The 22,295-nt window shown below is 51.9% G+C and carries 17 protein-coding genes; 3 read left to right on the top strand and 14 right to left on the bottom strand.

Annotated features, from left to right (window positions below; translation table 11 throughout):
• Positions 1-60: 60 nt before the first annotated feature.
• The 4 genes from tssJ to ACG1BZ_RS01435 all read right to left on the bottom strand — a co-directional run bounded on the left by tssJ (position 61) and on the right by ACG1BZ_RS01435 (position 4,922).
• Entirely contained in the window at positions 61-720 is a 660-nt protein-coding gene (gene tssJ / locus ACG1BZ_RS01450) for a type VI secretion system lipoprotein TssJ (RefSeq protein ID WP_413664107.1), read from the bottom strand.
• Positions 698-2,539, bottom strand: a complete 1,842-nt coding sequence (gene tagH / locus ACG1BZ_RS01445) for a type VI secretion system-associated FHA domain protein TagH (protein WP_413664106.1) — start codon at positions 2,537-2,539, stop codon at positions 698-700. Before tagH ends, tssJ begins: the two co-directional genes overlap by 23 nt.
• Positions 2,540-2,625: 86 nt before the next feature.
• Entirely contained in the window at positions 2,626-4,122 is a 1,497-nt protein-coding gene (locus tag ACG1BZ_RS01440; protein ID WP_413664105.1) for a type VI secretion system contractile sheath domain-containing protein, read from the bottom strand.
• 80 nt (positions 4,123-4,202) lie between these two features.
• Entirely contained in the window at positions 4,203-4,922 is a 720-nt protein-coding gene (locus ACG1BZ_RS01435) for a transposase (RefSeq protein ID WP_413664104.1), read from the bottom strand.
• 190 nt (positions 4,923-5,112) lie between these two features.
• Between ACG1BZ_RS01435 and ACG1BZ_RS01430 the strand changes: the two genes are divergently transcribed.
• The 3 genes from ACG1BZ_RS01430 to ACG1BZ_RS01420 all read left to right on the top strand — a co-directional run bounded on the left by ACG1BZ_RS01430 (position 5,113) and on the right by ACG1BZ_RS01420 (position 10,199).
• Complete coding sequence (locus ACG1BZ_RS01430; protein WP_413664103.1) at positions 5,113-5,976, top strand: Stp1/IreP family PP2C-type Ser/Thr phosphatase; 864 nt, start codon at positions 5,113-5,115, stop codon at positions 5,974-5,976.
• A 23-nt stretch (positions 5,977-5,999) separates the two neighbouring features.
• Positions 6,000-9,083, top strand: a complete 3,084-nt coding sequence (locus ACG1BZ_RS01425; protein ID WP_413664102.1) for a DUF6531 domain-containing protein — start codon at positions 6,000-6,002, stop codon at positions 9,081-9,083.
• A 93-nt stretch (positions 9,084-9,176) separates the two neighbouring features.
• A complete protein-coding gene (locus ACG1BZ_RS01420; protein WP_413665830.1) occupies positions 9,177-10,199 on the top strand; it encodes a succinylglutamate desuccinylase/aspartoacylase family protein in 1,023 nt (340 codons plus the stop codon).
• A gap of 7 nt (positions 10,200-10,206) precedes the next feature.
• Here the strand turns inward: ACG1BZ_RS01420 and ACG1BZ_RS01415 are convergent, their stop codons facing one another.
• From ACG1BZ_RS01415 to mutL, 10 genes are all read right to left on the bottom strand, one after another.
• A complete protein-coding gene (locus tag ACG1BZ_RS01415) occupies positions 10,207-11,427 on the bottom strand; it encodes a lytic murein transglycosylase (protein ID WP_413664101.1) in 1,221 nt (406 codons plus the stop codon).
• A 177-nt stretch (positions 11,428-11,604) separates the two neighbouring features.
• A complete protein-coding gene (gene trhA / locus ACG1BZ_RS01410) occupies positions 11,605-12,258 on the bottom strand; it encodes a PAQR family membrane homeostasis protein TrhA (RefSeq protein ID WP_282930278.1) in 654 nt (217 codons plus the stop codon).
• Positions 12,259-12,399: 141 nt separating this feature from the next.
• Entirely contained in the window at positions 12,400-13,722 is a 1,323-nt protein-coding gene (locus ACG1BZ_RS01405) for an adenylosuccinate synthase (protein ID WP_413664100.1), read from the bottom strand.
• 113 nt (positions 13,723-13,835) lie between these two features.
• Complete coding sequence (locus ACG1BZ_RS01400; RefSeq protein WP_413664099.1) at positions 13,836-15,029, bottom strand: ATP phosphoribosyltransferase regulatory subunit; 1,194 nt, start codon at positions 15,027-15,029, stop codon at positions 13,836-13,838.
• Positions 15,030-15,228: 199 nt separating this feature from the next.
• Entirely contained in the window at positions 15,229-16,101 is an 873-nt protein-coding gene (gene hflC / locus ACG1BZ_RS01395; RefSeq protein ID WP_413664098.1) for a protease modulator HflC, read from the bottom strand.
• Positions 16,102-16,112: 11 nt separating this feature from the next.
• Complete coding sequence (hflK, locus tag ACG1BZ_RS01390; RefSeq protein WP_282930282.1) at positions 16,113-17,267, bottom strand: FtsH protease activity modulator HflK; 1,155 nt, start codon at positions 17,265-17,267, stop codon at positions 16,113-16,115.
• A gap of 186 nt (positions 17,268-17,453) precedes the next feature.
• Positions 17,454-18,764 (bottom strand): ribosome rescue GTPase HflX, encoded by a 1,311-nt coding sequence (hflX, locus tag ACG1BZ_RS01385; RefSeq protein ID WP_413664097.1) that lies wholly within the window; start codon positions 18,762-18,764, stop codon positions 17,454-17,456.
• Between the two features lie 131 nt (positions 18,765-18,895).
• Complete coding sequence (hfq, locus tag ACG1BZ_RS01380; RefSeq protein WP_020413623.1) at positions 18,896-19,180, bottom strand: RNA chaperone Hfq; 285 nt, start codon at positions 19,178-19,180, stop codon at positions 18,896-18,898.
• 191 nt (positions 19,181-19,371) lie between these two features.
• Entirely contained in the window at positions 19,372-20,295 is a 924-nt protein-coding gene (gene miaA, locus ACG1BZ_RS01375; protein ID WP_413665829.1) for a tRNA (adenosine(37)-N6)-dimethylallyltransferase MiaA, read from the bottom strand.
• A 70-nt stretch (positions 20,296-20,365) separates the two neighbouring features.
• Positions 20,366-22,252 carry a DNA mismatch repair endonuclease MutL gene (mutL, locus tag ACG1BZ_RS01370; protein ID WP_413664096.1) on the bottom strand — a complete coding sequence of 629 codons (1,887 nt, stop codon included), beginning with the start codon at positions 22,250-22,252 and terminating at the stop codon, positions 20,366-20,368.
• Positions 22,253-22,295: the final 43 nt, after the last annotated feature.

The following is a 22,295-nucleotide window of genomic DNA, read 5'->3' as shown; positions in this document are numbered from 1 at the left end:
AAAAGCTCTCGTAATATTTCCAGGGCAGCAATTTTTATTGCCCGGGCAATAATTTCTGCCCTATTGAGACCGCTGCATATCAGGGAGCGTTTTTTTCATTCTTTCATAATCTTCTTTGGAGATTGTTACTGTTTCCCCACTATCATCTTCACTGCCACGAGTAGTCAATTTTGCTCGACGACGCTTGGCAATATCATCTGGTGAACCAATTCGTACATCAGCCAGCGATACTTCATATTCATTTTTTTTGTGGTCTGTAATTGGCAGCACCATTAGTGCCTCTGCATCCTGATACTGTACAAACTCAGCTAGAAGCCCGATATATTTTACGTCCGGCGTTAAAGCCAGTTCTTCTATACGCTGTTCCCCTGGAGCAAACTCTTTAAGGATTACAGTATCAATCAAATCCTTGCCGAGGCGGGATTGAGCATTCTCGTAAAGGTTAAGAAAATCTTCACGGGCAAACTGGCGCTCGTCCGCGAGCATAAACACTCGTATAACAACGGGAGAAGCTCGGCCATCATCATCTGGGTTCACGTCATTCTGTGTCTCTACAACCAACTCGAGACTGGTATCCAGATTTAGAGTCCGCCTCGTTGTTTGGCAACCAACAACTGCAACTGCCAAAACAGCGATTAAACTGACCTGAAATAATTTTTTTATCGACACAAGCAATTCCCTCTTTTCCGTCAACTTATTAATTTTTAATGCTTCGCGCATTTTTTAACTCTGATAATTGATTTTCATAAGTAACTGCAAATTCATCACCAAACAACTTGCGATAGCAATTATCGGGATCACCAACTAGCTCCCTGTAAATTGCAGTAAATCCTTCCCATTTTTTTGCATTTTTGTTTCCAAAAACGCCGGAAGTATTCCCCAGTCTGCGCTCAATATTTTCCGGGCTAAAGAATTTGAGCATGGCGTTGTAACCTGCTCTCATTCCAGCCAAAACCGCAACTTGATGATCCGACAAATCATCAAAACTATCCTTCACTGCCTCAGCGGGATTCATAAAAGCACCGGTACCCGCAAACATGGCTTCCAATGCATCCCGTTCCGTAGCACTAAATTTCAGCGGATTATTAGCTTCCGTTTGAATCATGGTTCGCTGCACACGCAGCTCATTCTTTATGCTGTTTCTTGCGCGCAAAAGGTCAATAAGACGAGCTACTGTTTCCCGGACAATTTCAGCTGCTTGCTGGTCCGCCTGTTGCAACTGGACCGTGTTCATATTCAGGCCGAGAGTAGATGCAAAAACGCTCCCCCCTGAAGAACCTGTGGGCTGAGTTACTGGGGATTGCTGTAAATGCGAAAACTGCTGAGCTTGGGCAGCCAAATCCAGTTGTGGATTTGGTTTTGGCTGTAGTTGCGGTTGCGGTTGCGGTTGCGGTTGCGGTTGCGAGGACGGTTGCCCGGAACCAAACCCTGGAGCACCATCAACTTGTTGCCCCTGCATAGCAGCGAAAGAGTCTGCAAAGGGGTTATCTTGAGCAGGCGGAGAAATTGGTTGCTGATTAAACCCTTGGGGCTGCCCTAACGGCTGAGATTGCATTGCCTGTGGCTGTGGCTGTGGCTGTGGCTGTGGCTGTGGCTGTGGCTGTGGCTGTGGCTGCATAGCCTGAGGTTGTGGTATCGGAGTTGCGACAGGTTGCTGTGAAATCCCCTGGAAACCACCCATAGGAACTTGCGGCTGCGGAGATACCACTTGAGATTCAGGCACCGCAACCGTCTCAACGACAGGTTCCGGTACCGGCTGGGGATTTATTTGCATTGAGTGCTGGTCAGCTGGCACATGATCATCGTCACTACCATCTTTCCACCACTCATCATCAGACCATTGATTACTGGATTGCTGCTGACCCGTAGAACCCACTAAGCCACCGACGGGTGACATCTCAGGAGCACCACCAACAAGACCAGACGGGTCAGATTGGCCAAAGGCAGCAAGTGGGTCCAGAGGGCCCGATTCCGAGGTGAGAAGACTATCGCTAGTTGGGGTATTAGCCTGATTACCCAGCCCAATCGAGCCCCACTCCCCAGTTTGAGCCACATCTGACTGCGGGCTGGAACCCGGCTCAAGCCAACTATCCAATTCTTTCGCTTCTGCCTGGCTTTGCATTTTTGCCATGGCATCCGCGCTGAATGTTGTTCGATCCGAGGTATCGAGAAAATCTGCACTTCCCAGACCTTTGGGAAGATCTCCCTCTTCCTTAGGCTGTCGCAGTGAAACTTTCAATTTATATTCCCCGAGAACGATCATGTCGCCCTCTTTTAATGGGACTTGATTTCCCTTTCCTAACGGATTTTCTGAATCATTGTAATAGGTTCCATTAGTACTAGTATCTACCAGAAAAAACTGATTATCGGTAAAGGAAATCTGTGCGTGTTTTGAGGAAACCACTCGATCTGGATCGGGTAAAACCCAATAATTATCGGCAGAGCGACCCAAACTGCCACCAGCTTTCGTGAACAGTTTTGTATGTTTAAGCATATTGGCGCCAGAAGGGTCGGCCAATACTGATAGAATTAGATCCATTTATTCCTGACTCACAATAGTGGTTTATTCATAGTCTTCAGGTAGATTTTTGCCCGCATATTCCTGTAAAGATCCAACCCCTACACTTACGCCCAAGGGCCTTTGAGTGTACCGCCACTCAAAGAACTAAAGCTCGGAAGAATGACTTGATCCCGCCCTTGCACCGAACGCATAGTGCTAATACCAGCCTGCATAAATTTTGCAGCCGCCCTATCTGTCAGGAGCGCTTCTGCACAGGGCGTCAATAATTCGCCATTGGGTAACTTGCGTAAATGAAGGGGTAAGTCTTCATAACTTGCAGACGAAGGGGGCTGTAATTTGCCAGTTTGAGAAAAGCCTTGGCAAACCGCTAACCCCAACAAATAAACACTATTCCCCCAAAGATAATATTCATGACCCTGCTCTGGGGTTAATTCTTCAAAATTAAAATACTCTGTTGTAGAAGTATTTTTCCCAAAGGGGAGTCTCAGCATAAATCTGGGAGCTGCCAACGCAACATGCTCACTAGCAGAGTATTCACGGACCGCCTGCCAACTTTCCGCAAACTGATCGCTCAACGGATAGTACCAATCATCAGGATCTACTGAACCTGACAAGTTTGGACAGCCTGCTAATTTTGGATCCCCACCCAATAAAAGTGCACTTCCCGCAGCTTCTGCAATCGTGGATAAATCTATCAGCAGGTGAAGGTCTCGCTCCTCATCAGTAACAAAGTAATCCCCTATGACTAAGTTATAGGGGATATTTCCAGAAGCTGTTTCACGCTCAACCAGTAACTTAAATGTCTGCGACTTTTCCAAGTCGCTTTCGGCTTCAGCAAAATCAGCTAGAAGCTCTTCTTTACTAACGTCTATTAAGTAAAAATCCAGGTTCCCGTGCTCTTCGACACGTCTCAGCAAAAGTTGCAGACTCAGCCAACTAGCCTCTAACTGACGAAAATCACTGTGATGCATCAGTTTACGCATCGCATCAGACGTAGCTTCAGCCAGGGCATTTAGATATTCACCCTGGCGAGGGTCCTCACTTTTCTGCACGTAAGGAGCGACAATATCTTTGATTAGCTGGTCAACCTGGAAAGTATTTTGACCTTCCTTTGCATTACGCTCTCGACCGGCAGCCAGGATTTCATCCAATATCGACTGCTCGCTATCGCGCTGACCCAAGCCCTGCTGAGTGGCTAACTCTGGTTTCCACTGTTGAATTTCCTCAGCAGCCTGCTGGAACTGACGCGGATCGAGCAGCCTGCGCTCCAGCTCAATAAACTTCTTAAACAATGGCAAACGGCTATAAAGGTAATCTGGGTGCAAATCATCAAAGCATGGTAATCCCAGAGGGCGATCCAGTACGGGCAACTGCAAACTCACGCCTAGATCAGCAAAAACGCCCTCAAAGGTATCGCGGTTCAACAGGTATACCCTTCGACTGGAAATCGTTTCGGGTTCACACTGGCGGCGACTCGCTCTCCCGCTGAAATCACCCAGGATCGCAACTTTCAATCTATCAGTGCCAAAATCCATAACTGGTTTTTCCTTATTGTTATCGCCAAGGATCTGAAATCCCGTTGAAATGCTGGGCCTACTCACAATTTGTCACCTGCTGACAGGGCTTAATTACCCTACTTCTTATGGCCTTTTAACGCCCTCAACCCGACATTAGGTTTTAGCTAGGCAGTTTCTTTTGGTTCTTTTTCGACTTTATTTGCTTTTTTAGGGCGACCACGCTTAAGCGGTCGTACTCTTTGGTTAACAATCTGCTCAATTTTCTCTTTAAACGCATCCCCGCCGAGCACATGACCTAACTTAATCGTTTCAGCGATATAGTCGAGCAACTTTCGATCAAAGCTATACTGAAATAACTTCCTGTAAGATTGCGCTCTCTCCACCACTGTATCCCCAAGAGATAGATACAAGCGGTGATCCTTGATCAAATTATCTTTCTTAATGTTTGCATGATGGTTAAAACTTGACCACTCGTAATCCTCAAGGGAGTCTGACAACCCCAAATACAGTGGGCGCAACTCTACGTATCTGTAACAGGTCAACAAATATGCATCAGAGTCAATCAAGCTGGACTTATAGCGTCCTCGCCATAGTGTTCCGGAGCGCTTGTAACGGTGATTGACAAACTGCACATAGCGACGCCCAAGGGATTGCATCATAGATGATATCCCATCCGGTATCGTGGGCGTAGCTATGATCTGGATCATATTGGGCAATAAAACATATGCGTGAACATCAACGCCATATTGGTCTGACGCGTTACGCAAACTAATCAAATAATATTGATAATCCTCCTCATCAAAGAAGCAGGGCAGATTGTTGTGGCCTACCTGCACAATATGCTGGGGAACATTTATCAAATTGAGCCTGGGCAAACGGGGCATTTTGCCTATGGGTCCTTTTTTAGCTGGCTTAAAGCCTTTTCTGTAGAGAGGTAAGGCTCTTATTATCGCAAATCAGTGAAAAGTATTTCAAACTTGGTATGCGAGCAAGTTAACATTAGCCTCGGTGATCGGTTGTAATAATATTACGCCGCATTGTATTGCTTTTTATTAAAGGGGAGTTGCACCAGACATGGATCAAATTAGTCTGGCGGTCAACGGGCGCACTGACATTGGTCAGGTTCGTGAGGAAAACGAAGATAGCATTCGCTGGTATGCGTCGGCGGAGCAGCCTTTTGCCTATATTGTGGTAGCCGACGGGATGGGCGGTTACACCGGTGGCGCCACCGCCAGTAAAATTGCAGCTGAGACAGTTCAAGCCCATCTCGATGACCTGCTGAAACACACTTTTTTCTCCTGCACGTCTGAACAGCAACAGCTTATATTGCGCGCCACCCTTATCGATGCAGTCAACAGCGCAAATACAGCTCTAATCAATACCAAAAACCTGAACCCCCAGTTTTCCAATATGGGAACAACTTTGGTTGCCGCGGTCATGTGGCGCGACTTTTTAATCGTTGCACATATTGGCGATTCTCGCGCATACCTGTGGAACAATTATGGATTGCAGCGCCTTACACGAGATCACAGCGTTGTACAGGAGATGATTGATTCAGGTCAATTAACCCCCGAGCAAGCCAAAGAGTCCAATGTCCGCAACCATATTACCCGTGCCTTGGGGGTTTCCAGCAGTGTAGAGGCGGATATAAATAGCTGGAAACTCACGCAAAACGCACTCCTTTTGTTATGTAGCGACGGGCTCACTGAATATCTTGATGATCATGCGATAGAGCGCGTACTGGCCACTCATCGTCCGGCATTAGAGTGTGTATATCGTTTTATTGACGATGCTAATCGCCTAGGTGGGCGCGACAATATTACTGCAGGAATATTGGAATATTCTTCACAATCATTGCGTCAAATACTCCCCCACGAACAAAGTGTTACCGAACGTCCCAGTTCTTCTGACGTAACAATTAGAAAGTTACACCGCTAATTTGATTTACCGGATACTGTAATATGACACCGGAACGTCTAACCCAGCTAATACCTAACTTACTCAATACGCTTACCCCTCCGACAATTACTCTTTCTCATGAGAGCCCTGCATCGGCTGTGCGCTGGCTCTCTCAGGTCGAACATACTTTAAAAAACATCTCATCCACTCCAGTGAGTGAGGGCTTTTGGCCAAAGCTGCCAAGTATCACGTCTAATCGCTTTAGTATCGATTCAGCACCAATATTACCCCTCCTGTATGAAGCTGAAGACAACCCCACGCAATTCACCAATACCCCTGGTATTAACCCCGAGAACGAGGTGGTACCAGCTTTAGATCGTTGCCATCGAATTAACGGGCACGTCGTTACCGCAACAGGGGAAGTCGCTTTCGAGCGAACAGACGTACTTATTCCTGGACCGCTGCCGTTTGAATGGAAACGATATTTTCGCTCCTCTCTCAATGAGGATACTGGCATTGGTGTGGGCTGGCGGCACTCTCTCAGTGAAAAGCTTGTTGTACACGATAACGTTGTAAAGCTGGTTACTGCCGAAGGGAGGTCTGTAAAATTCAAATTACCCGCCATTGGTCACGGGTGCTACAACCGCTTTGAGCGGTTGATGTTATTCAGGCAAAGCCTGCACAGTTATCGATTGACGACATTCAATCAGCATCACAAAATATTTCGCGCTGATGGTGTAAATAGCGCTCTACCACTTGTAGAAATCAGGGATCAATTTGGTAACGCCATAACAATCGACTATCAGGAGGGCCTGCCTAAGAAAATGGTCAGCTCCTGGGGTCGTGTTGTTGAATTTAACTGCCAGAACGGTCATATCCATAATTTAATAAATAGCCACGCTGCCGAAGGTCAAAGCGACCTCTGCAACTACAATTATCAAGATGGTCAACTACTCGAAAGTTGTAGCGGCCTTAAAAGAGAAAGATACCAATATAACAATACACAGTTGGTACAGTTAAATAATAGCCAGTCTGGAATTCATCAATTTACCTACGATACACACGACCGGTGCCAGCTAATACAGTCCAATGAATTAATCACCAGTCTAAACTGGCACGCAAGTCATAATACCTGCACGATCGAGTCAGAGCTGCCCGGTCCCATTTATATACGCTTTAACAAGTTCGGCCAGAGAATTTCTGAACAGCAGCAATCTCGTAGCCTTAGCTGGCTTTTTGATTCCTACGGCAATCTCAGTGAAGAAATTCAGGCCAACGGCCATAGGCTTTTCTTCCGTCACGATGAATTCGGCCGGCTTGTCCGATCCACCTCTCACAATATTAGTAATCGATATCTCTATGACGATCGCGGCTACTTACAAGCGGCAGTTATCAATGGAGAGACCCTATGGCAATACAAGTTTAACGAGAAGGGACGCCCAGAACGTATTGTCGACCCGGCAAAACAAGTTTGGCTGTTTCTCTATACAGATAGGGGGCAGATCACACAGATTCAGGACCCAGAGGGAGGCAAAGTGGACTTCAGCTGGGATGGGCAAGGCCAGCTGCAATCCGTTCGTAGAGACGATAAAGTCCTGAGCTTTGAGTACGACCACTGGCAACGAATCACTTCGCTTAAAATGAATGGCGAAATATGGCGTGAGTGGAGTTATGGCAATGCGGGTGAATTGCGTGAAGCCCACCTGGGTATTCACCAGTACGGTCTAGACTACTCTGAACGCGGCCTGCCCAATGCTATCCACGGAGACAGTGGCCAGAGTATTCTTTGTGATTATGACAACGCGGGCCGCCCGTGCCATATCAATTTCGCTGATGGTAACAACTGGGAATTAATCTATAGCCCTAGGGATGAACTGACCTGCCTGGAGAGCCCCGTAGGGAATTACTACTGGGAATATGATCACTACGGACAATTAGTTAGCCACAAGGCACCACAGGATCGAACTTGGCGTTGGCATTACAATATAGACGGCAGCCTGCATGAATATTGTGATAATGACTCTCGCTGGTACTTCAATTATAACAACAGCGGTGTATTAACCGGTATTCGCAATAACAGTGGCCAAAATAGTGAGTTCCACTACGACCAACATAACAGGCTGGTACAGGCAGATAATGCCCTTTCCTCAGTGCGCTTTAAATACGACAGCCGCGGTCGGGTAACCGCAGAGCATCACGACAGTGCCGATATCCGGGATTTCAGTCTTCAATATCAATATGACAAACGCGGCTGGTTAAAGAGTGCCAGCTCCGACAATCTCGACTTGTCTTATACATTCGCCCCTTGTGGAGCCCTGTATGGAATCGATGCCAATGGTGAAGCCATTGTTCGCACCGAATCCAAAGGCCAAGATATCCTCCAGGTTCAAGGGGAGGTTCGCAGTAATCACAAATATTTATTTGGGCGCCTGGTAGGTATGGAGTCCGGTCAAGCACTTTCCTGGCACTTTGAGAAATCCCCTCCCCTGCAAATGACCAACCCGCTGCGGGCACAGCAAAGTCCGACTCAACCTCAAACAGAAAGTGACAAGCGCGGCAATATTATTAGTGAAAGCAACATACCAGGCCGCAAGGATTATCAATACCAGTACGACGGCTGGGGCCTGATGAGCCACGCGGAGTGCGGAGAATTTAAAACCTATTTCCGCTACGACCCCTTCGGTCGTCGGTTAAGCAAGACATGTACCCACCGAAAATCAACCCGGCAGCGCCGCGTTGTCACTATTTGGAGCAGCCTGGGTATCTGGGGGGAAATTCACAATATTGACGGCAAGTCCCGAGGTTTAAGCCATTGGATTCACCAACCCCAAACCAATGCCATTCTCTGCCAATGGACTGCCGACAATATCGAGCATTACCTTTCCAACCCCGACGGCAAGCCACTCGCGATTTTTGATACTCAAGGTGCCGCTCAGTGGTCACAAGGTGGGGAGGCTGGAGAGAAAGGAAAAGACCCCCACAATCAAGGGCCGAGTGCCTGGCGGGGAACTAACTTGCTCGCAGATGTAGAGACTGGGCTGTGGTACCACCCCTCAGGCTACTGGAGCCCTGCCCTCGGTATCTGGCTAAATGGGGACCGCTCTCATAACTTGGCGACTTCTGCCCAATCAATCGGGCAGCTGTAGCGAAGTACTCGGGCAGCTGCATCAACATTTGCTGCCCGGGTCAACTCTTATCTGCCTATACACTATGGGTATATCTATTTGCCCGTGAGTGTTATGGAAGAGCGCTCGGATTTTGAGATCGGTGGGGTCCATGTCGCCAGGGGCGAGTCCTGCCATATTGATCTGCCCGTTGTGCGGCTTTACACAAGCACAGAAATGGCAATCCCAGTTTATGTGCAGCGCGGTAAAAAAGATGGTCCCAAGATGTTCGTTTGTGCCGCCATACACGGTGACGAACTCAACGGTATTGAAGTAATAAGCCGGCTTATCCAAAGCGGCCGCCTAAAGTCATTGCGCGGAACCCTGGTTGCAGTTCCAATGGTTAATGTTTACGGGGTACTGCAACACACTCGCTACCTACCTGACAGGCGCGACCTAAACCGCTCATTTCCAGGGTCGGCAAAGGGCTCTCTCGCCGCACGTATGGCTCACGTCTTTCTCAAGGAGATTGTCACCAAATGCGACTATGGCATCGATTTACACACAGGGGCCGTACATCGCAGTAACCTCCCCCAAATTCGCGCTAACTTGGACGATGAGCAAACCCGAAAACTTGCCAAGGCCTTTGGTGTTCCCGTGCTACTCAATGCTTCTATTCGCGACGGATCCCTGCGCCAAGCAGCCGCGGATCTCGGGGTGAGAGTATTACTGTATGAAGCTGGTGAAGCCCTGCGCTTTGATGAACTCAGTATCCGCGCCGGTGTTAAAGGTGTGATCAATGTGATGAAACACCTGGAGATGTTGCCGCAAACCCGAAAGACAAATGTGATAGAGCCATTTGTTGCTCGACGCAGCGGTTGGCTTCGCGCGGGGGATAGCGGCATCGCCAATCATCTTAAGGCACTCGGGGATCAGGTCTACCGGGGCGACCTGCTGGCGACCATTGCAGATCCATACGGCCAGGAACTGGACCAGCTGATCTGCAATGAGGATGGAATCATTATTGGGCGACAGAATATCCCCCTGGTTCAGGAAGGCGAGGCGATGTACCACATCGCCTACTTCCGTGAACCCGAGGGTGTTGTCGAGAACCTGGAGCTACTCCAGGATACGCTCCTACCGGATGAGAACTTTTAGGGAGTCCCTATTGTTTCTTCAACAACTCCAGGACTTCCTTGCTCGGGTAGCCTTGAACTTCAACGCCGGCACTCTTTTCAAATTCACTCACCGCTTTGCGGGTACCCGGACCTGCCTTGCCATCAATTTCTCCGGTGTAAAACCCTTTTTGTTTGAGCAACTTCTGTAACTCTTCCACTTGAACACTATCCAGTGGAGTAAATGGGCGCTTCCAATCATTTACCAAAGGCGCACCGCCGCCAATCCGGTCTGCCAACAGGCCTATAGCTATCGCATAGCGATCTGAATTGTTGTAACGCTTGAGGACAAAGAAGTTCTTGAACACTAAAAATGCCGGGCCATTGCGGCCGTCTGGTAACTTTAATTCGGCAATGGCTTTCTTGCTGGGAAAGGGCTCACCATTAGCCCGTTTGACACCAAGCTTTTCCCATTCGGCTACCGACATCTTTCCCGCAGGCATTTTACGAGCGGGAATATTGACCTCATAACCCCAGGGTTTTCCTCGCTGCCAACCGTTACTGGATAGCAGGTTGGCGGCAGTCGCGAGCGCATCCGGAATGGAGTTCCAGATATCCCGTTTACCATCACCATCGATATCCACCGCATAGGCTTGATAACTGGTGGGAATAAATTGGGTATGCCCCATAGCTCCAGCCCATGAGCCCAACAAGTGCTCACCCTCGATATCTCCTGCCTGTAATATTTTTAGCGCGGCCAGCAGTTGCTGACGGCCAAACTTTTTACGCTGGGGATCCGCGTAGGCGAGTGTTGCCAGTGAGCGAATGACACTGCGCATTACCTTGTCATTACCGAGGATGCCGCCAAAACTGGATTCCACAGACCAGATCGCAAGCAGGATATTGGGGTCCACCCCAAAGCGCTTCTGGATCTTGTCCAACCAGGGCTTCATTTTTTCTTTTTCCCGCTTGCCTCGTTCAATCGCTCTCTTTTGCACCCGATTATCAAAGTACTGCCACACCGGTGCTTTGAATTCGGGCTGATAGGCTGCGCGATCCAGAACCCATTGGTCTGGAGAAGTGATTCCTTTAAAGGCTTGGTCGTAAACCTCCGCAGAGATTCCACTCTTGATCGCGGTTTTACGGAACTCCTTTACCCACTGTTCGAAGGCCGGATCGGCCTTCTCTTGTGCATGGGTACTGGAAACCAGGAGAACCGCGCTTATCGCGAGGATGGCAGACAGATATTGAAACCATTGCAATTTGGGCATGGAGTTACCTTCGACACAACTTTTGCTCGCTCAAGGGTAGAACGAGCCACTCTTATCCGAAAGGTGGATTGGCCGGTAACCGTTGAACTTCCCACCTGCTATTAAACTGGACAGTCACATGAGAGGGAAGTTCGTGCTGCTCACCTTTAGGGTGAGCTCTGCCGCAAAACGGGAAGATTAGGGAATGACGTAAAACAGCACCGCAAAGAAGTGCAATATACCGCCCGCCAGCACAAAGAGATGCCAAATTGCATGGTGGAAGCGCAGGCTGCGCCAGAGGTAAAAAGCGATTCCGCCGGTGTAGCAGAGACCACCGAGAACCAACAGCCACAAACCGCCAGTTTCCAGGCTATCCGACAGCGGCTTGATAGCAGCCACCACGACCCATCCCATCAAGGCACTGAGAGTGATAGACAGAGCTCGAATCTTCTTCAGCGGAGTGAACTGAATAATCAATCCGATCAGCGCGAGCCCCCAAATAATACCGAACAGCCACCAACCCCAAGGGCCCCTCAGGGTGACCAGGGTGAAGGGAGTATAGGTTCCAGCAATCAATAGAAAGATTGACGAGTGGTCCAGGGTCCGCAGTATCGCTTTGGCGCCGATATGGCTGACTGCGTGGTACAGCGTGGAGGCTAGGAAACAGAGTATCAGGGTGGAGGCATAGACGCTGGAGCTGACAATATGCCAAGCGTCCCCGCGCAGGGCAGCAAATCCGGTCAATACACCCAGACCGGCAATCGCCAGAAGCGCTCCAACACCATGTGTCACACTGTTGGCGATCTCTTCAGCAAAACTGTAACGACTGGCAACGGAAACGGAAGATGACATAAATTAGCCCGGTTAAATTCAGGTCATAAGCCTGCGTGTAGTGCACGACCAATAACTTGGAACAGGTCTAATGATCAGAGGCCTCACTTAAAATAGCAAGGCCATCACCAGACTGCACATTCACAACCGGGCGGTCAGGGCTTAAACGCTAGCGTTGTGAATACCCATTTCGCACAAAGCGGAAGATTCGCGAACAATGGTTTCGTTGCGATCGGGACCTGTAGAAACAATGTCTACCGGAGCGCCCACCAGCTCTTCGATTCGAGCGATATAGGCGCGTGCATTGGCCGGCAAATCCGCTTCACGACGCACACCGAAAGTATTCTCTGTCCAACCGGGCATAGACTCATAAACCGGCTCGACACCTTCCCAACCTGCGGCATCAAAAGGTACTGGTACTTCTTCACCAGCGCTGTTGCGGTAGCCCACACAAACCTTTACCTCCTCGAGGCCATCGAGAACATCCAGTTTGGTCAGGCACAGGCCAGAAATACTATTGATTCGGATCGCGTGGCGCACAGCAACAGCGTCAAACCAACCGGTACGGCGCTGGCGGCCAGTGGTAGCGCCAAACTCGTGACCTTTTTCACCCAGGTGACGACCAACTTCGCAGTCCAGCTCAGTTGGGAAAGGACCACCGCCAACGCGGGTGGTATAGGCCTTGGTAATGCCCAATACATAATCCAGGTACAGAGGACCAAAACCAGAACCAGTAGCGGTACCGCCAGCAGTGGTATTAGAGGAAGTTACGAACGGGTAGGTACCGTGGTCAATATCCAGCAGGGAACCCTGGGCGCCTTCGAACAGGATATGCTCTCCGTTCTCGCGCGCTTTGTGCAGGTGATCGGCAACGTCGGTGATCATCGGCACCAGTTGCTCGCGCCAGATCTTGGCCTGCTCAACGGTGTCCTCATAACTGACCGGGTCAACTTTGTAGTATTCGGTCAGAGCGAAGTTGTGGTAATCAATCAGCTCTTTCAGCTGGTGGCAGAAGTTATCCCAGTTGCACAGATCACCCAGGCGAAGACCGCGACGAGCAACTTTATCTTCGTAAGCGGGACCAATACCGCGACCTGTAGTACCGATCGCTTTGGCGCCGCGTGCTTTTTCACGGGCCTGATCGAGGGCAACATGTACTGGCAAGATCAGCGGACACGCCGGGGAAAGACGCAGGCGCTCGCGAACAGGAACTTCACGCTCTTCCAGCTCAGCCATCTCTTTCAGCAGCGCCTCCGGGGAGAGCACCACACCATTGCCGATCAAGCAGGTTACGCTGGGGCGCAGAATACCGGAGGGAATCAGGTGCAGTACGGTTTTTTCGCCATCGATAACCAGGGTGTGGCCCGCATTGTGACCACCCTGGAAACGCACTACCAGCGAGACCTTCTCGGTTAGCAAATCGACAATCTTGCCCTTGCCCTCATCGCCCCACTGGGTACCCAGTACTACTACGTTCTTGCCCATCTGTATAAATCTCTAAACTCAGGTTTTTCTCTGCGGAAGCCGGGGGCCCCACATAAATGGATGTCTGCGGGTAGGCCCGCGCGATAATAGGCACATCCACTGCGCCCGAAAAATCAGTCTCGTGGTTTTACTACCCACGAATCACCCTCAGCAACCAACTCTCGGTCACAGCGGGAATCCAGTTCACTATCGGCACCACCAGCGAGGGCTGTGATGACCACTTCACCTTGAGCCCGCAGCTCGTGAATCGCCTTCCACAGTTCAGCGCCCTGGGAGCCTCTGACATCTGGCGCCAATATCGCAGCGCCCTCTTCAACGGCAGCGCTGCCCAGATTACTCAATGCCACCAGGTCACTACTGAACCCTGTTGCCGGGCGATCGCGCCCAAACACGGCCCCGATACCGTTGTAGCGTCCACCGTTGGCCAATGCCTGGCCGTGGCCCGGTGTGTAGGCGGCGAATACCAGACCTGTTTCATAGTCGTAGCCGCGTACTTCACTCAAATCGAAGAACAGTGTCACCTCTGGATAGCGCTCATTCAGAGCCTCAGCTACCTGCCTCAAATCGGAGACTGCCGCCAGCAAATTTTGCGGGGCTCCAGAAAAGAGTTCGCGGGCCTTATCCAGGCATTCCCGTCCCCCAACCAGCCCCGGGAGCGCCTTCAGCCACTCGGCAGCCTTCTGGTCGCCAACATTCTCCTCGACCCACTCGCACAGATCAGCAGTCGCCTTGCTCTGCAACATGGCCAACAGGGCGCTGCGCTGCTCGTCATTGAGGCCTGCCGCTTCAACCAGACTCTGGTAAATCGCGACGTGGCCCAGGTCCAGGTGCACTTGGCTGACACCCGCTACCTGAAGGCTTTGCAGCATCAGCGAGATCACCTCGAGGTCTGCACCGAGGTTGTCCACACCAAACAGTTCGGCACCAACCTGTATCGGCGCTCGCGAACCCATCGGGGTTCGCGGCTTGGTGTACACCACCTGACCGGCATAGCAGAGGCGGTTAGCGCCTCTGCGGGGAAAGCTGTGGGCATCAATCCGAGCAGTCTGCGGAGTCATATCCGCGCGTATACCTAAAGTGCGACCAGATATCTGGTCGGTAACCTTAAAGGTGCTCAGATCTACATCATGGCCCATCCCAATCAAGAGGGACTCGGTGAATTCCAACATCGGCGGTATCACCAACTCGTACCCCCAGCAGTGGTAGAGGTCCAGTAGTTGACGGCGCAGAGTCTCCAATTGCACGGCATCCGCAGGCAGAATTTCTGCAATGCCATCCGGTAACATCCAGCGATCGGCTTGAGTCATGATGAAATGAATTCGTCAGCGAAGAAATTGCGGTGCCACAGCGCTTGCCACAAACGAGCCGCAGCACTTCCCACAAAAAAACCGGGCTGGGCCCGGTTTGCGTGATTTTAGCATCAAGTGCTAACAGGAAGGTAGGGTTATCGAATCTAACCCGGCGCCTGTAGCACCAGTTGCCCAGTGCTACATAGCATTTTCAGCCCTACTCTCCTTTCGGGTCTTTCAGGTAGCGGAAGAATTCGCTATCTGGATCGACCAGCATCATATCTGACTTGCTCCGGAAGGACTCCTTGTAAGCCTGCAAACTGCGGGTAAAGCGGTAAAACTCCGGATTCTTGCTGTAGGCCGCAGCGTAAATAGCTGCCGCCTCTGCATCACCCGCACCGCGTAACTCTTCCGCCTGGCGGTAGGCCTCAGACTCAATCACCACTCTTTGGCGATTGGCATTAGCCTTGATACGCTCACTGGCCTCCTGACCCTTGGCGCGATGATCCCGCGCCTCCAGCTCACGACCAGCGCGCATACGCTGGAACACAGACTCGGAGACTTCCGGCGGCAGGTCAATCCGCTTGACGCGCACATCAATCACATGCACTCCCAGGTCATCCTGAGCCACCTTATTCAGGTTTTTAGTGATCTCCGCCATCAACTCATCGCGCTCGCCACTGACTACCTCATGCAGATCACGCACACCAAACTCGTTCCGGAGCTGATCATTGATCCGCTCCGACAGCAGGCGCACCGCATTGCGATCGTCACCACGAGTGGCGATATAAAACTTATCCACATCAGAGATTCGGTATTTGGCATACGAATCAACCATCATGAATTTGTTTTCACTGTTGAGCATACGAACGGGGCTGGAATCCACCGTCTGAATACGCGCATCAAACTTGCGCAACCTTTCCGCAAAAGGGATTTTGAAGTAGAGACCCGGCTCGGTGTAGGTGCGCACCAGCTCACCAAAGCGCAGTAACACGGCTTTTTCAGTCTCTTTCACTACAAAGGCGCTGGAAGAAAGTACCAATACTCCAACCAGGATGACAACAATGATACCCAGTGTTTTGTTATTCATATCATCCCCTCCTAGCGAATAGTCTGACTGCGACGGGTGCTGGCGTCATCCCGACGAAGGCGCTCAATAACACGCTGATAGACTTCCTCAATCATTACAGGCGAGGTGTCCTGGCTTTGGGCTGCTCGCGCTGCTCCAGCGCCGCCTTGCGCCAATTTATCAAGCGGCAGGTACATCATGTTATTGCCACCCTCTACATCCACCATCACTTTGGAGGTGTTGGCCATCACATCCTGTACCGCATCCAGGTAGAGACGCTCGCGGGTAACTTCCGGGGCACGCTCATATTCAGCCAGCAGTTTCTCAAAGCGTACAGCTTCACCTCGGGCACTCTCGATGACGCGGGCTTTGTATGCCTCGGCCTCTTCGATAATGCGCTGAGCCTGACCACGGGCAACCGGGATTATCTGGTTAGCATCAGCCTGAGCTTCATTTTGCAGACGCACCTCGTCCTCACGGGCTTTGGTCACATCGTCAAACGCATCCTGCACTTCGCGCGGCGCCTTAGCATCAGTGAGGTTAACCACATCAATGCGTATACCGGTCTGGTACAGGTCCAGGTATTCCTGTAATCGCTCCTGCGTATCGGCAGATACTTGGGTCCGGTTCTGGGAAATCACACCGTTTAAAGTGAGAGAGCCCACCACGTGACGAAGGGCGCTGTCGGTGGCTTCCTGCAAGCTCTTCACCGGATCGCGAACACGCAGTACAAAAGACTCAGCATCCCCAACCTGCCACTGCACAGTGAGTACCACTTCTACGATATTGGCGTCTTCGGTCAGCATCTGACCGGTAGTGCGCTCGGTACGCACCTCAGTCATATTGACCTTGGTGACGTTATCGATAAGCGGCGGATTCCAGTGCAGGCCGGCAGATTCCGTGGAGTGGTATTTGCCCAGGCGCAAAACAACCGCCTGTTCGTTGGCGTTGACCTGGTAAATCCCCAGGCCGCCATAAATCAATACGGCGAGACCAATAACCAGTACCCAGGGAAATTTGACAGAGTCGCCACTTGGGCTGCCGCTGCCACCACCACCAAACAGGCCACCTAGTTTCTGCTGAATTTTTCGCAGTAGTTCATCGAGATCGGGCGGGCCTCCGTTATTGCGGTTACCGCCACCACCCCAGGGGTCTTTATTGTTACCACCCGGCTCATTCCAGGCCATTTAACTTACTCCAACTATGATCACTTAATCTTTTACTTCGGCGGATTCTAGCATCCATTGCCGACAAAATATTGCCGACAGGCCCTAGCCTGAGGCAAGTGGGCAGTCTGCGGAGACCAACCCCGAACAAATTCGACTAAAGGTCGCAATATGACCTGAATTTTAAAATCAATGTTTATACGACAACTACTCGGCAATGGGTTCTTCCAAAACCCATTCCGGCGCGTCATTGCCAGCAATATGTGGCGCCAGCAGACGCTGGAAATCACTACGCGGCAATAATATTTGCAATTCGCAGTCACCATTGTCGCGGTAGACTTCCGACTGCACCGCATTAATTTCAAATAGCTGCGCTCGCAGCCTGGACTGATGGGGCTTCACTACCAATTGCCCGCGCACCATTTGCTCGCCCAGGCGCTCGGCAATAGCCTCAATTAAAAGTTCACAACCCGCGCCTGTTACCGCAGAGAGCCAAACTGCTCGGGGTACACCCTGATCATCCCGGTCTATACGCGGTTCAAAATCTGCCAGCAGGTCAATTTTGTTATAAACCACCAGTTGCGGCAGTTCTGAAGCATCAATTTCCTCCAGAACCGTTTGCACCTCTTCCATCAGGTGTAATCGATCATCTGCCGCAGCGTCCACCACATGTAGAAGCAACGTCGCACTGGCGGCCTCTTCCAGGGTTGCCCGGAATGCCTCTACCAGTTTATGCGGCAAGTGAGAGACAAATCCCACCGTATCAGCCAATACCATGGCGCCAACATTGGGTAATTCAACCCTGCGCATGGTCGGGTCGAGGGTGGCAAACAATTGGTCCCTGACATAGACATCTGCATCGGTCAGGCGATTAAACAGAGTCGACTTGCCCGCATTGGTGTAGCCGACCAGAGATACGGTGGCCATTTCTGCCCGGGAACGCGCGCGGCGCCCCTGCTCCCGCTGGCGGCGTACCTTTTCCAGCCGCTTCTCGATGGAGTCTATGCGCGCGCGCAGCAATCGCCGGTCTGTCTCCAACTGGGTTTCACCGGGTCCACGCAGGCCGATACCACCCTTTTGCCTCTCCAGGTGGGTCCAACCTCGCACCAGCCGCGTTGCCATATGGCGCAGCTGGGCCAATTCCACCTGAAGCTTACCTTCGTGAGTTCGCGCACGCTGGGCAAAAATATCCAGAATAAGCCCTGTGCGATCCAGCACCCGGCACTTTAATTCGCGCTCAATATTGCGCTCCTGACTCGGAGACAGGATGTGATCAAAGATAACCAGGGCGGCTTCCTGATCTTTGACCACCTGGCGAATCTCCTCCAATTTACCTCGGCCAACAAAGGTCTTTGGGTCTGGAGTGGCGCGCTGGCCGAAAATAAAACTGACAGGATCTGCTCCGGCAGATAGGGCCAACTCCTCAAATTCACGAGGGTCGTCGGGACTGTCGATGGCGGAGAGTTCTAGGTGTACCAGTACTGCGAGCTCACCGGATTCCGGTCGATCGAAAAACAATGGGAATTCTCTATTGCGAAAAGGGCGCGATAAGCCCTGACTGAGGTGACAACCGGCAAGCCCTGCAAGGGGCTCACCGAGCTGCTGGCGCCCCGGCAAAACGGGGTGCAGGTGAAATTGATACGGATCTTTTAGCTAAAGGATTCGCGCTCACCGCCTTCACCATTACCCTCGCCGCCATGCTGGGCTGCGGGATTCAATAGCGGTACGCGCACTGCACGCGACGGAACAACCGTAGAAATGGCGTGCTTATACACCATTTGGCTCACAGTATTTTTGAGTAACACCACGAACTGGTCGAAGGATTCAATTTGCCCTTGGAGCTTGATGCCGTTTACCAGATAGATAGAAACCGGAATACGCTCTTTGCGCAATACGTTGAGGTAAGGGTCTTGTAAGCTGTGCCCTTTTGACATCTTTTTTCTCCTTGTCAAAAAGCTGAATGCGGTATGCAGGCCGCAATCGCACCCGCGAAGAGCGCGGATCAAAAAACGACTGAGGTTGAATACGCGTATAAGTAGTGTAGTAGCGAGCCGGAAAAGGCCGGACTCTGTGAAAACTGACTGAACGGGCTTGTCGTTTAATAGCCCAACCACGTTATGGATGCTTAAGCGAGAAATTTCAAGGCTTCTGCCAATATTTCGTCATTCTCACGCACCCCACCTTGCTCATCCTGAGTGTACAAAGTTAGCAGGTCTGGCCAGCGCCGCAGCCAGGTTAACTGGCGCTTGGCAAGCTGCCTCGTCGCCGCAATTCCAGCGGCCACCATATCATCGTAATCGGTTTGGCCTTGCAAGTGTTGCCAAACTTGCCGATATCCCACCGCGCGAATTGCCGGTAAGTCCTCGTGCAGGTCTCCCCGGTCCAGCAGGCCCTGGACTTCATCAATAAAGCCCGCCGCGAGCATCTTGCGAAAACGCAGTTCAATACGCTGGTGAAGCAGGGATCGATCGCGGGGCATAATGGCCATCTGACACACTTGGTACTGCTCCTGTATTCCCCCAGCTTCCTGCTCGCGACGCAACTGCGAAAGCGGAACACCGGTGAGGCGGTAAACTTCCAGCCCCCTTTCGATACGTACCGAATGGTTGGGATGTAGCTCAGCCGCCAACTGCGGGTCCACCTGGGCCAGCTCCGCATGCAGTGCAGGCCACCCTTCACGCTCTGCGCGTGCTTCAATTTCTGCTCTCACCGCTGCATCCGCTTCAGGCAATTTTGCCATGCCTTCCAACAGAGCACGGAAATACAACATAGTTCCGCCAACCAGTAATGGCACTTTACCAGCGGCGGTAATTTCTGCCATAGCTTCCAGCGCATCTTTGCGGAAGCGACCTGCCGAATAAGACTCAGACGGGTCACAGACATCGATCAAACGGTGAGGGTATGCAGCTAGCTCTTCTACTGAGGGCTTGGCCGAGCCGATATCAAGGCCTCGATATACGAGAGCAGAATCAACACTAATTAGTTCCACGGGCAAACGATCGGCAAGCGCCATGGCCAGATCCGTTTTGCCGGAGGCCGTTGGACCCATCAAGAAAATTACACGGGGCTTATCACCCGGCAAGCTGTTATTCAAACTACCACCCACTTCTGCCGCGTACCTATTGGCCGCGCATAAACCACTTATCCATATCTGCCAGTTTAACCTGGGTCCAGGTCGGGCGACCGTGATTGCACTGGCCACTGCGCTCCGTGCGCTCCATATCCCGCAGCAGAGCATTCATTTCCGGGATTGTCAGACGTCGGTTTGCGCGAACAGAACCGTGACAAGCCATTGTCCCCAGCACTTCGTTGATGCGCTCACCAATACGGGCGCTGTCGCCTTCGCCGAGCAGGTCCGAGAGTACATCGCGCACAAGCTGTTCCACTTCCGCGCCGTGCAGCATTGTGGGTACCTGGCGCACCAGTAAGGTCTCCGGACCGGCCCGCTGCAATACGAAACCAAGCGCGGTAAACACCTCGCTGCGCTCCTCGAAGCAGTCCGCTTCCCGCTGGCTGACAGCCAGACTCACTGGAACCAGGAGGGGCTGAGCCTGAATTCCACCGGCCGCATAAGCCACTTTCATCTGCTCATAGACAATGCGCTCATGGGCAGCGTGCATATCGACAACAACCATCCCATGCTCGTTTTGCGCGAGAATATAGATTCCATGCAACTGCGCCAGAGCAAAGCCCAGCGGCGGCACTTCGGATTCGCTTTCAATGCCCGCACCGGCCCCTATGGTCGTCCCGGAAGATGCTTGGGGCACGGGCACTGGCCGGCTGGTAGGAGCATCCTGCGGCTGTTGTGTCGCCGGGGATGAGTCCTGATACGGTTGGTGCAGAGCGCCGTAAGCATTCATCTGCTCGCGCAAATTTGAGGGCGAGGGACGATTGCTGAGTGGCATTTTATGCTGCCCGGCAAATTCACCGGCCTGCAAACCCGTGACCTGTTCCTGGCGCTCCTGCTCTGGCTCGCTTTCTGTTTCCTCTTTCTGCCCCGGGCGCACATCCGCCAGGGCCCGGTGCAAACTGCCAAACAGGAAGTCGTGTACCAGGCGACTATCGCGAAAACGCACTTCGTGTTTGGTCGGGTGCACATTCACATCGACGGAAGCCGGGTCCAGCTCCAGATAAAGTACAAATGCCGGATGGCGACCATGGTACAAAACATCGGCGAACGCCCGGCGCACCGCGTGGCTGACCACCTTGTCGCGAATAGCCCGGCCATTGACATAAAAGAATTGTAAGTCGGCCTGGGAGCGCGAGAATGCGGGTTCCGCAACCCACCCCCACAGGCGCAGGCCGCTGCGCTCCACATCGATATGCAGCGCATTCTGCATAAACGCCGGCCCACACACCTGGGCCACACGGCGCTCCATTTCCACCCGCCCGGTGCCCGCACGCAGATTATGCACACCCTTGCCGTTGTGGCGCAGGCTGATAGAGACATCAAATCGGGACAGCGCCAAGCGCTTAATCGTCTCGTCAATGCGATTGAATTCTGTTTTTTCTGTGCGCAGGAATTTCCGCCGAGCGGGCGTATTGAAGAACAGATCGCGCACATCCACCGTGGTGCCACGGGGGTGAGCCGAGGGCGCGAGCTGCGCCTGCATGTCGCGGCCCTCCGCACTTACCTGCCAACCCTTGCCACTTTCATCGCGGCTGCTGGTCAATGCCAGGCGCGCCACCGAGGAAATACTGGCGAGGGCCTCACCGCGAAAGCCCAGGGTGGCCACCGCCTCCAGATCTTCCAATGCATGAATCTTGGAAGTCGCGTGGCGGGCCAGGGCCATTGGCAGGTCTTCCCGCTCTATGCCCTTGCCGTTATCGCGCACTTTCATGCGCTTGCTACCACCGCCGTCCACATCGACCTCTAGCCGTGTAGCGCCCGCATCCAGGCTGTTTTCCAGCAACTCCTTGATTACTGATGCCGGGCGCTCAACTACCTCACCAGCTGCAATCTGGTTGGCGAGGCGGGGAGAGAGTTGCTGGATTTTATCGTGCATGAATCTGGCCTGTTAATGCTGCAAGGACCGCTCGACACTGAGG

The sequence above is a fragment of the Microbulbifer sp. CNSA002 genome (genome assembly GCF_047324085.1).
Lineage (GTDB): Bacteria > Pseudomonadota > Gammaproteobacteria > Pseudomonadales > Cellvibrionaceae > Microbulbifer.
Note: the sequence above shows the minus strand (reverse complement) of the source record. Positions and strands in the feature narration are given on the sequence as shown.

Coding starts and splice junctions, on each gene's coding strand:
- tssJ (WP_413664107.1), bottom strand. CDS start 720: ATGCGCGAAGCATTAAAAATTAATAAGTTGACGGAAAAGAGGGAATTG.
- tagH (WP_413664106.1), bottom strand. CDS start 2,539: ATGGATCTAATTCTATCAGTATTGGCCGACCCTTCTGGCGCCAATATG.
- ACG1BZ_RS01435 (WP_413664104.1), bottom strand. CDS start 4,922: ATGCCCCGTTTGCCCAGGCTCAATTTGATAAATGTTCCCCAGCATATT.
- ACG1BZ_RS01430 (WP_413664103.1), top strand. CDS start 5,113: ATGGATCAAATTAGTCTGGCGGTCAACGGGCGCACTGACATTGGTCAG.
- ACG1BZ_RS01425 (WP_413664102.1), top strand. CDS start 6,000: ATGACACCGGAACGTCTAACCCAGCTAATACCTAACTTACTCAATACG.
- ACG1BZ_RS01420 (WP_413665830.1), top strand. CDS start 9,177: ATGGAAGAGCGCTCGGATTTTGAGATCGGTGGGGTCCATGTCGCCAGG.
- ACG1BZ_RS01415 (WP_413664101.1), bottom strand. CDS start 11,427: ATGCCCAAATTGCAATGGTTTCAATATCTGTCTGCCATCCTCGCGATA.
- trhA (WP_282930278.1), bottom strand. CDS start 12,258: ATGTCATCTTCCGTTTCCGTTGCCAGTCGTTACAGTTTTGCTGAAGAG.
- ACG1BZ_RS01405 (WP_413664100.1), bottom strand. CDS start 13,722: ATGGGCAAGAACGTAGTAGTACTGGGTACCCAGTGGGGCGATGAGGGC.
- ACG1BZ_RS01400 (WP_413664099.1), bottom strand. CDS start 15,029: ATGACTCAAGCCGATCGCTGGATGTTACCGGATGGCATTGCAGAAATT.
- hflC (WP_413664098.1), bottom strand. CDS start 16,101: ATGAATAACAAAACACTGGGTATCATTGTTGTCATCCTGGTTGGAGTA.
- hflK (WP_282930282.1), bottom strand. CDS start 17,267: ATGGCCTGGAATGAGCCGGGTGGTAACAATAAAGACCCCTGGGGTGGT.
- hfq (WP_020413623.1), bottom strand. CDS start 19,180: ATGTCAAAAGGGCACAGCTTACAAGACCCTTACCTCAACGTATTGCGC.
- miaA (WP_413665829.1), bottom strand. CDS start 20,295: ATGGGTCCAACGGCCTCCGGCAAAACGGATCTGGCCATGGCGCTTGCC.
- mutL (WP_413664096.1), bottom strand. CDS start 22,252: ATGCACGATAAAATCCAGCAACTCTCTCCCCGCCTCGCCAACCAGATT.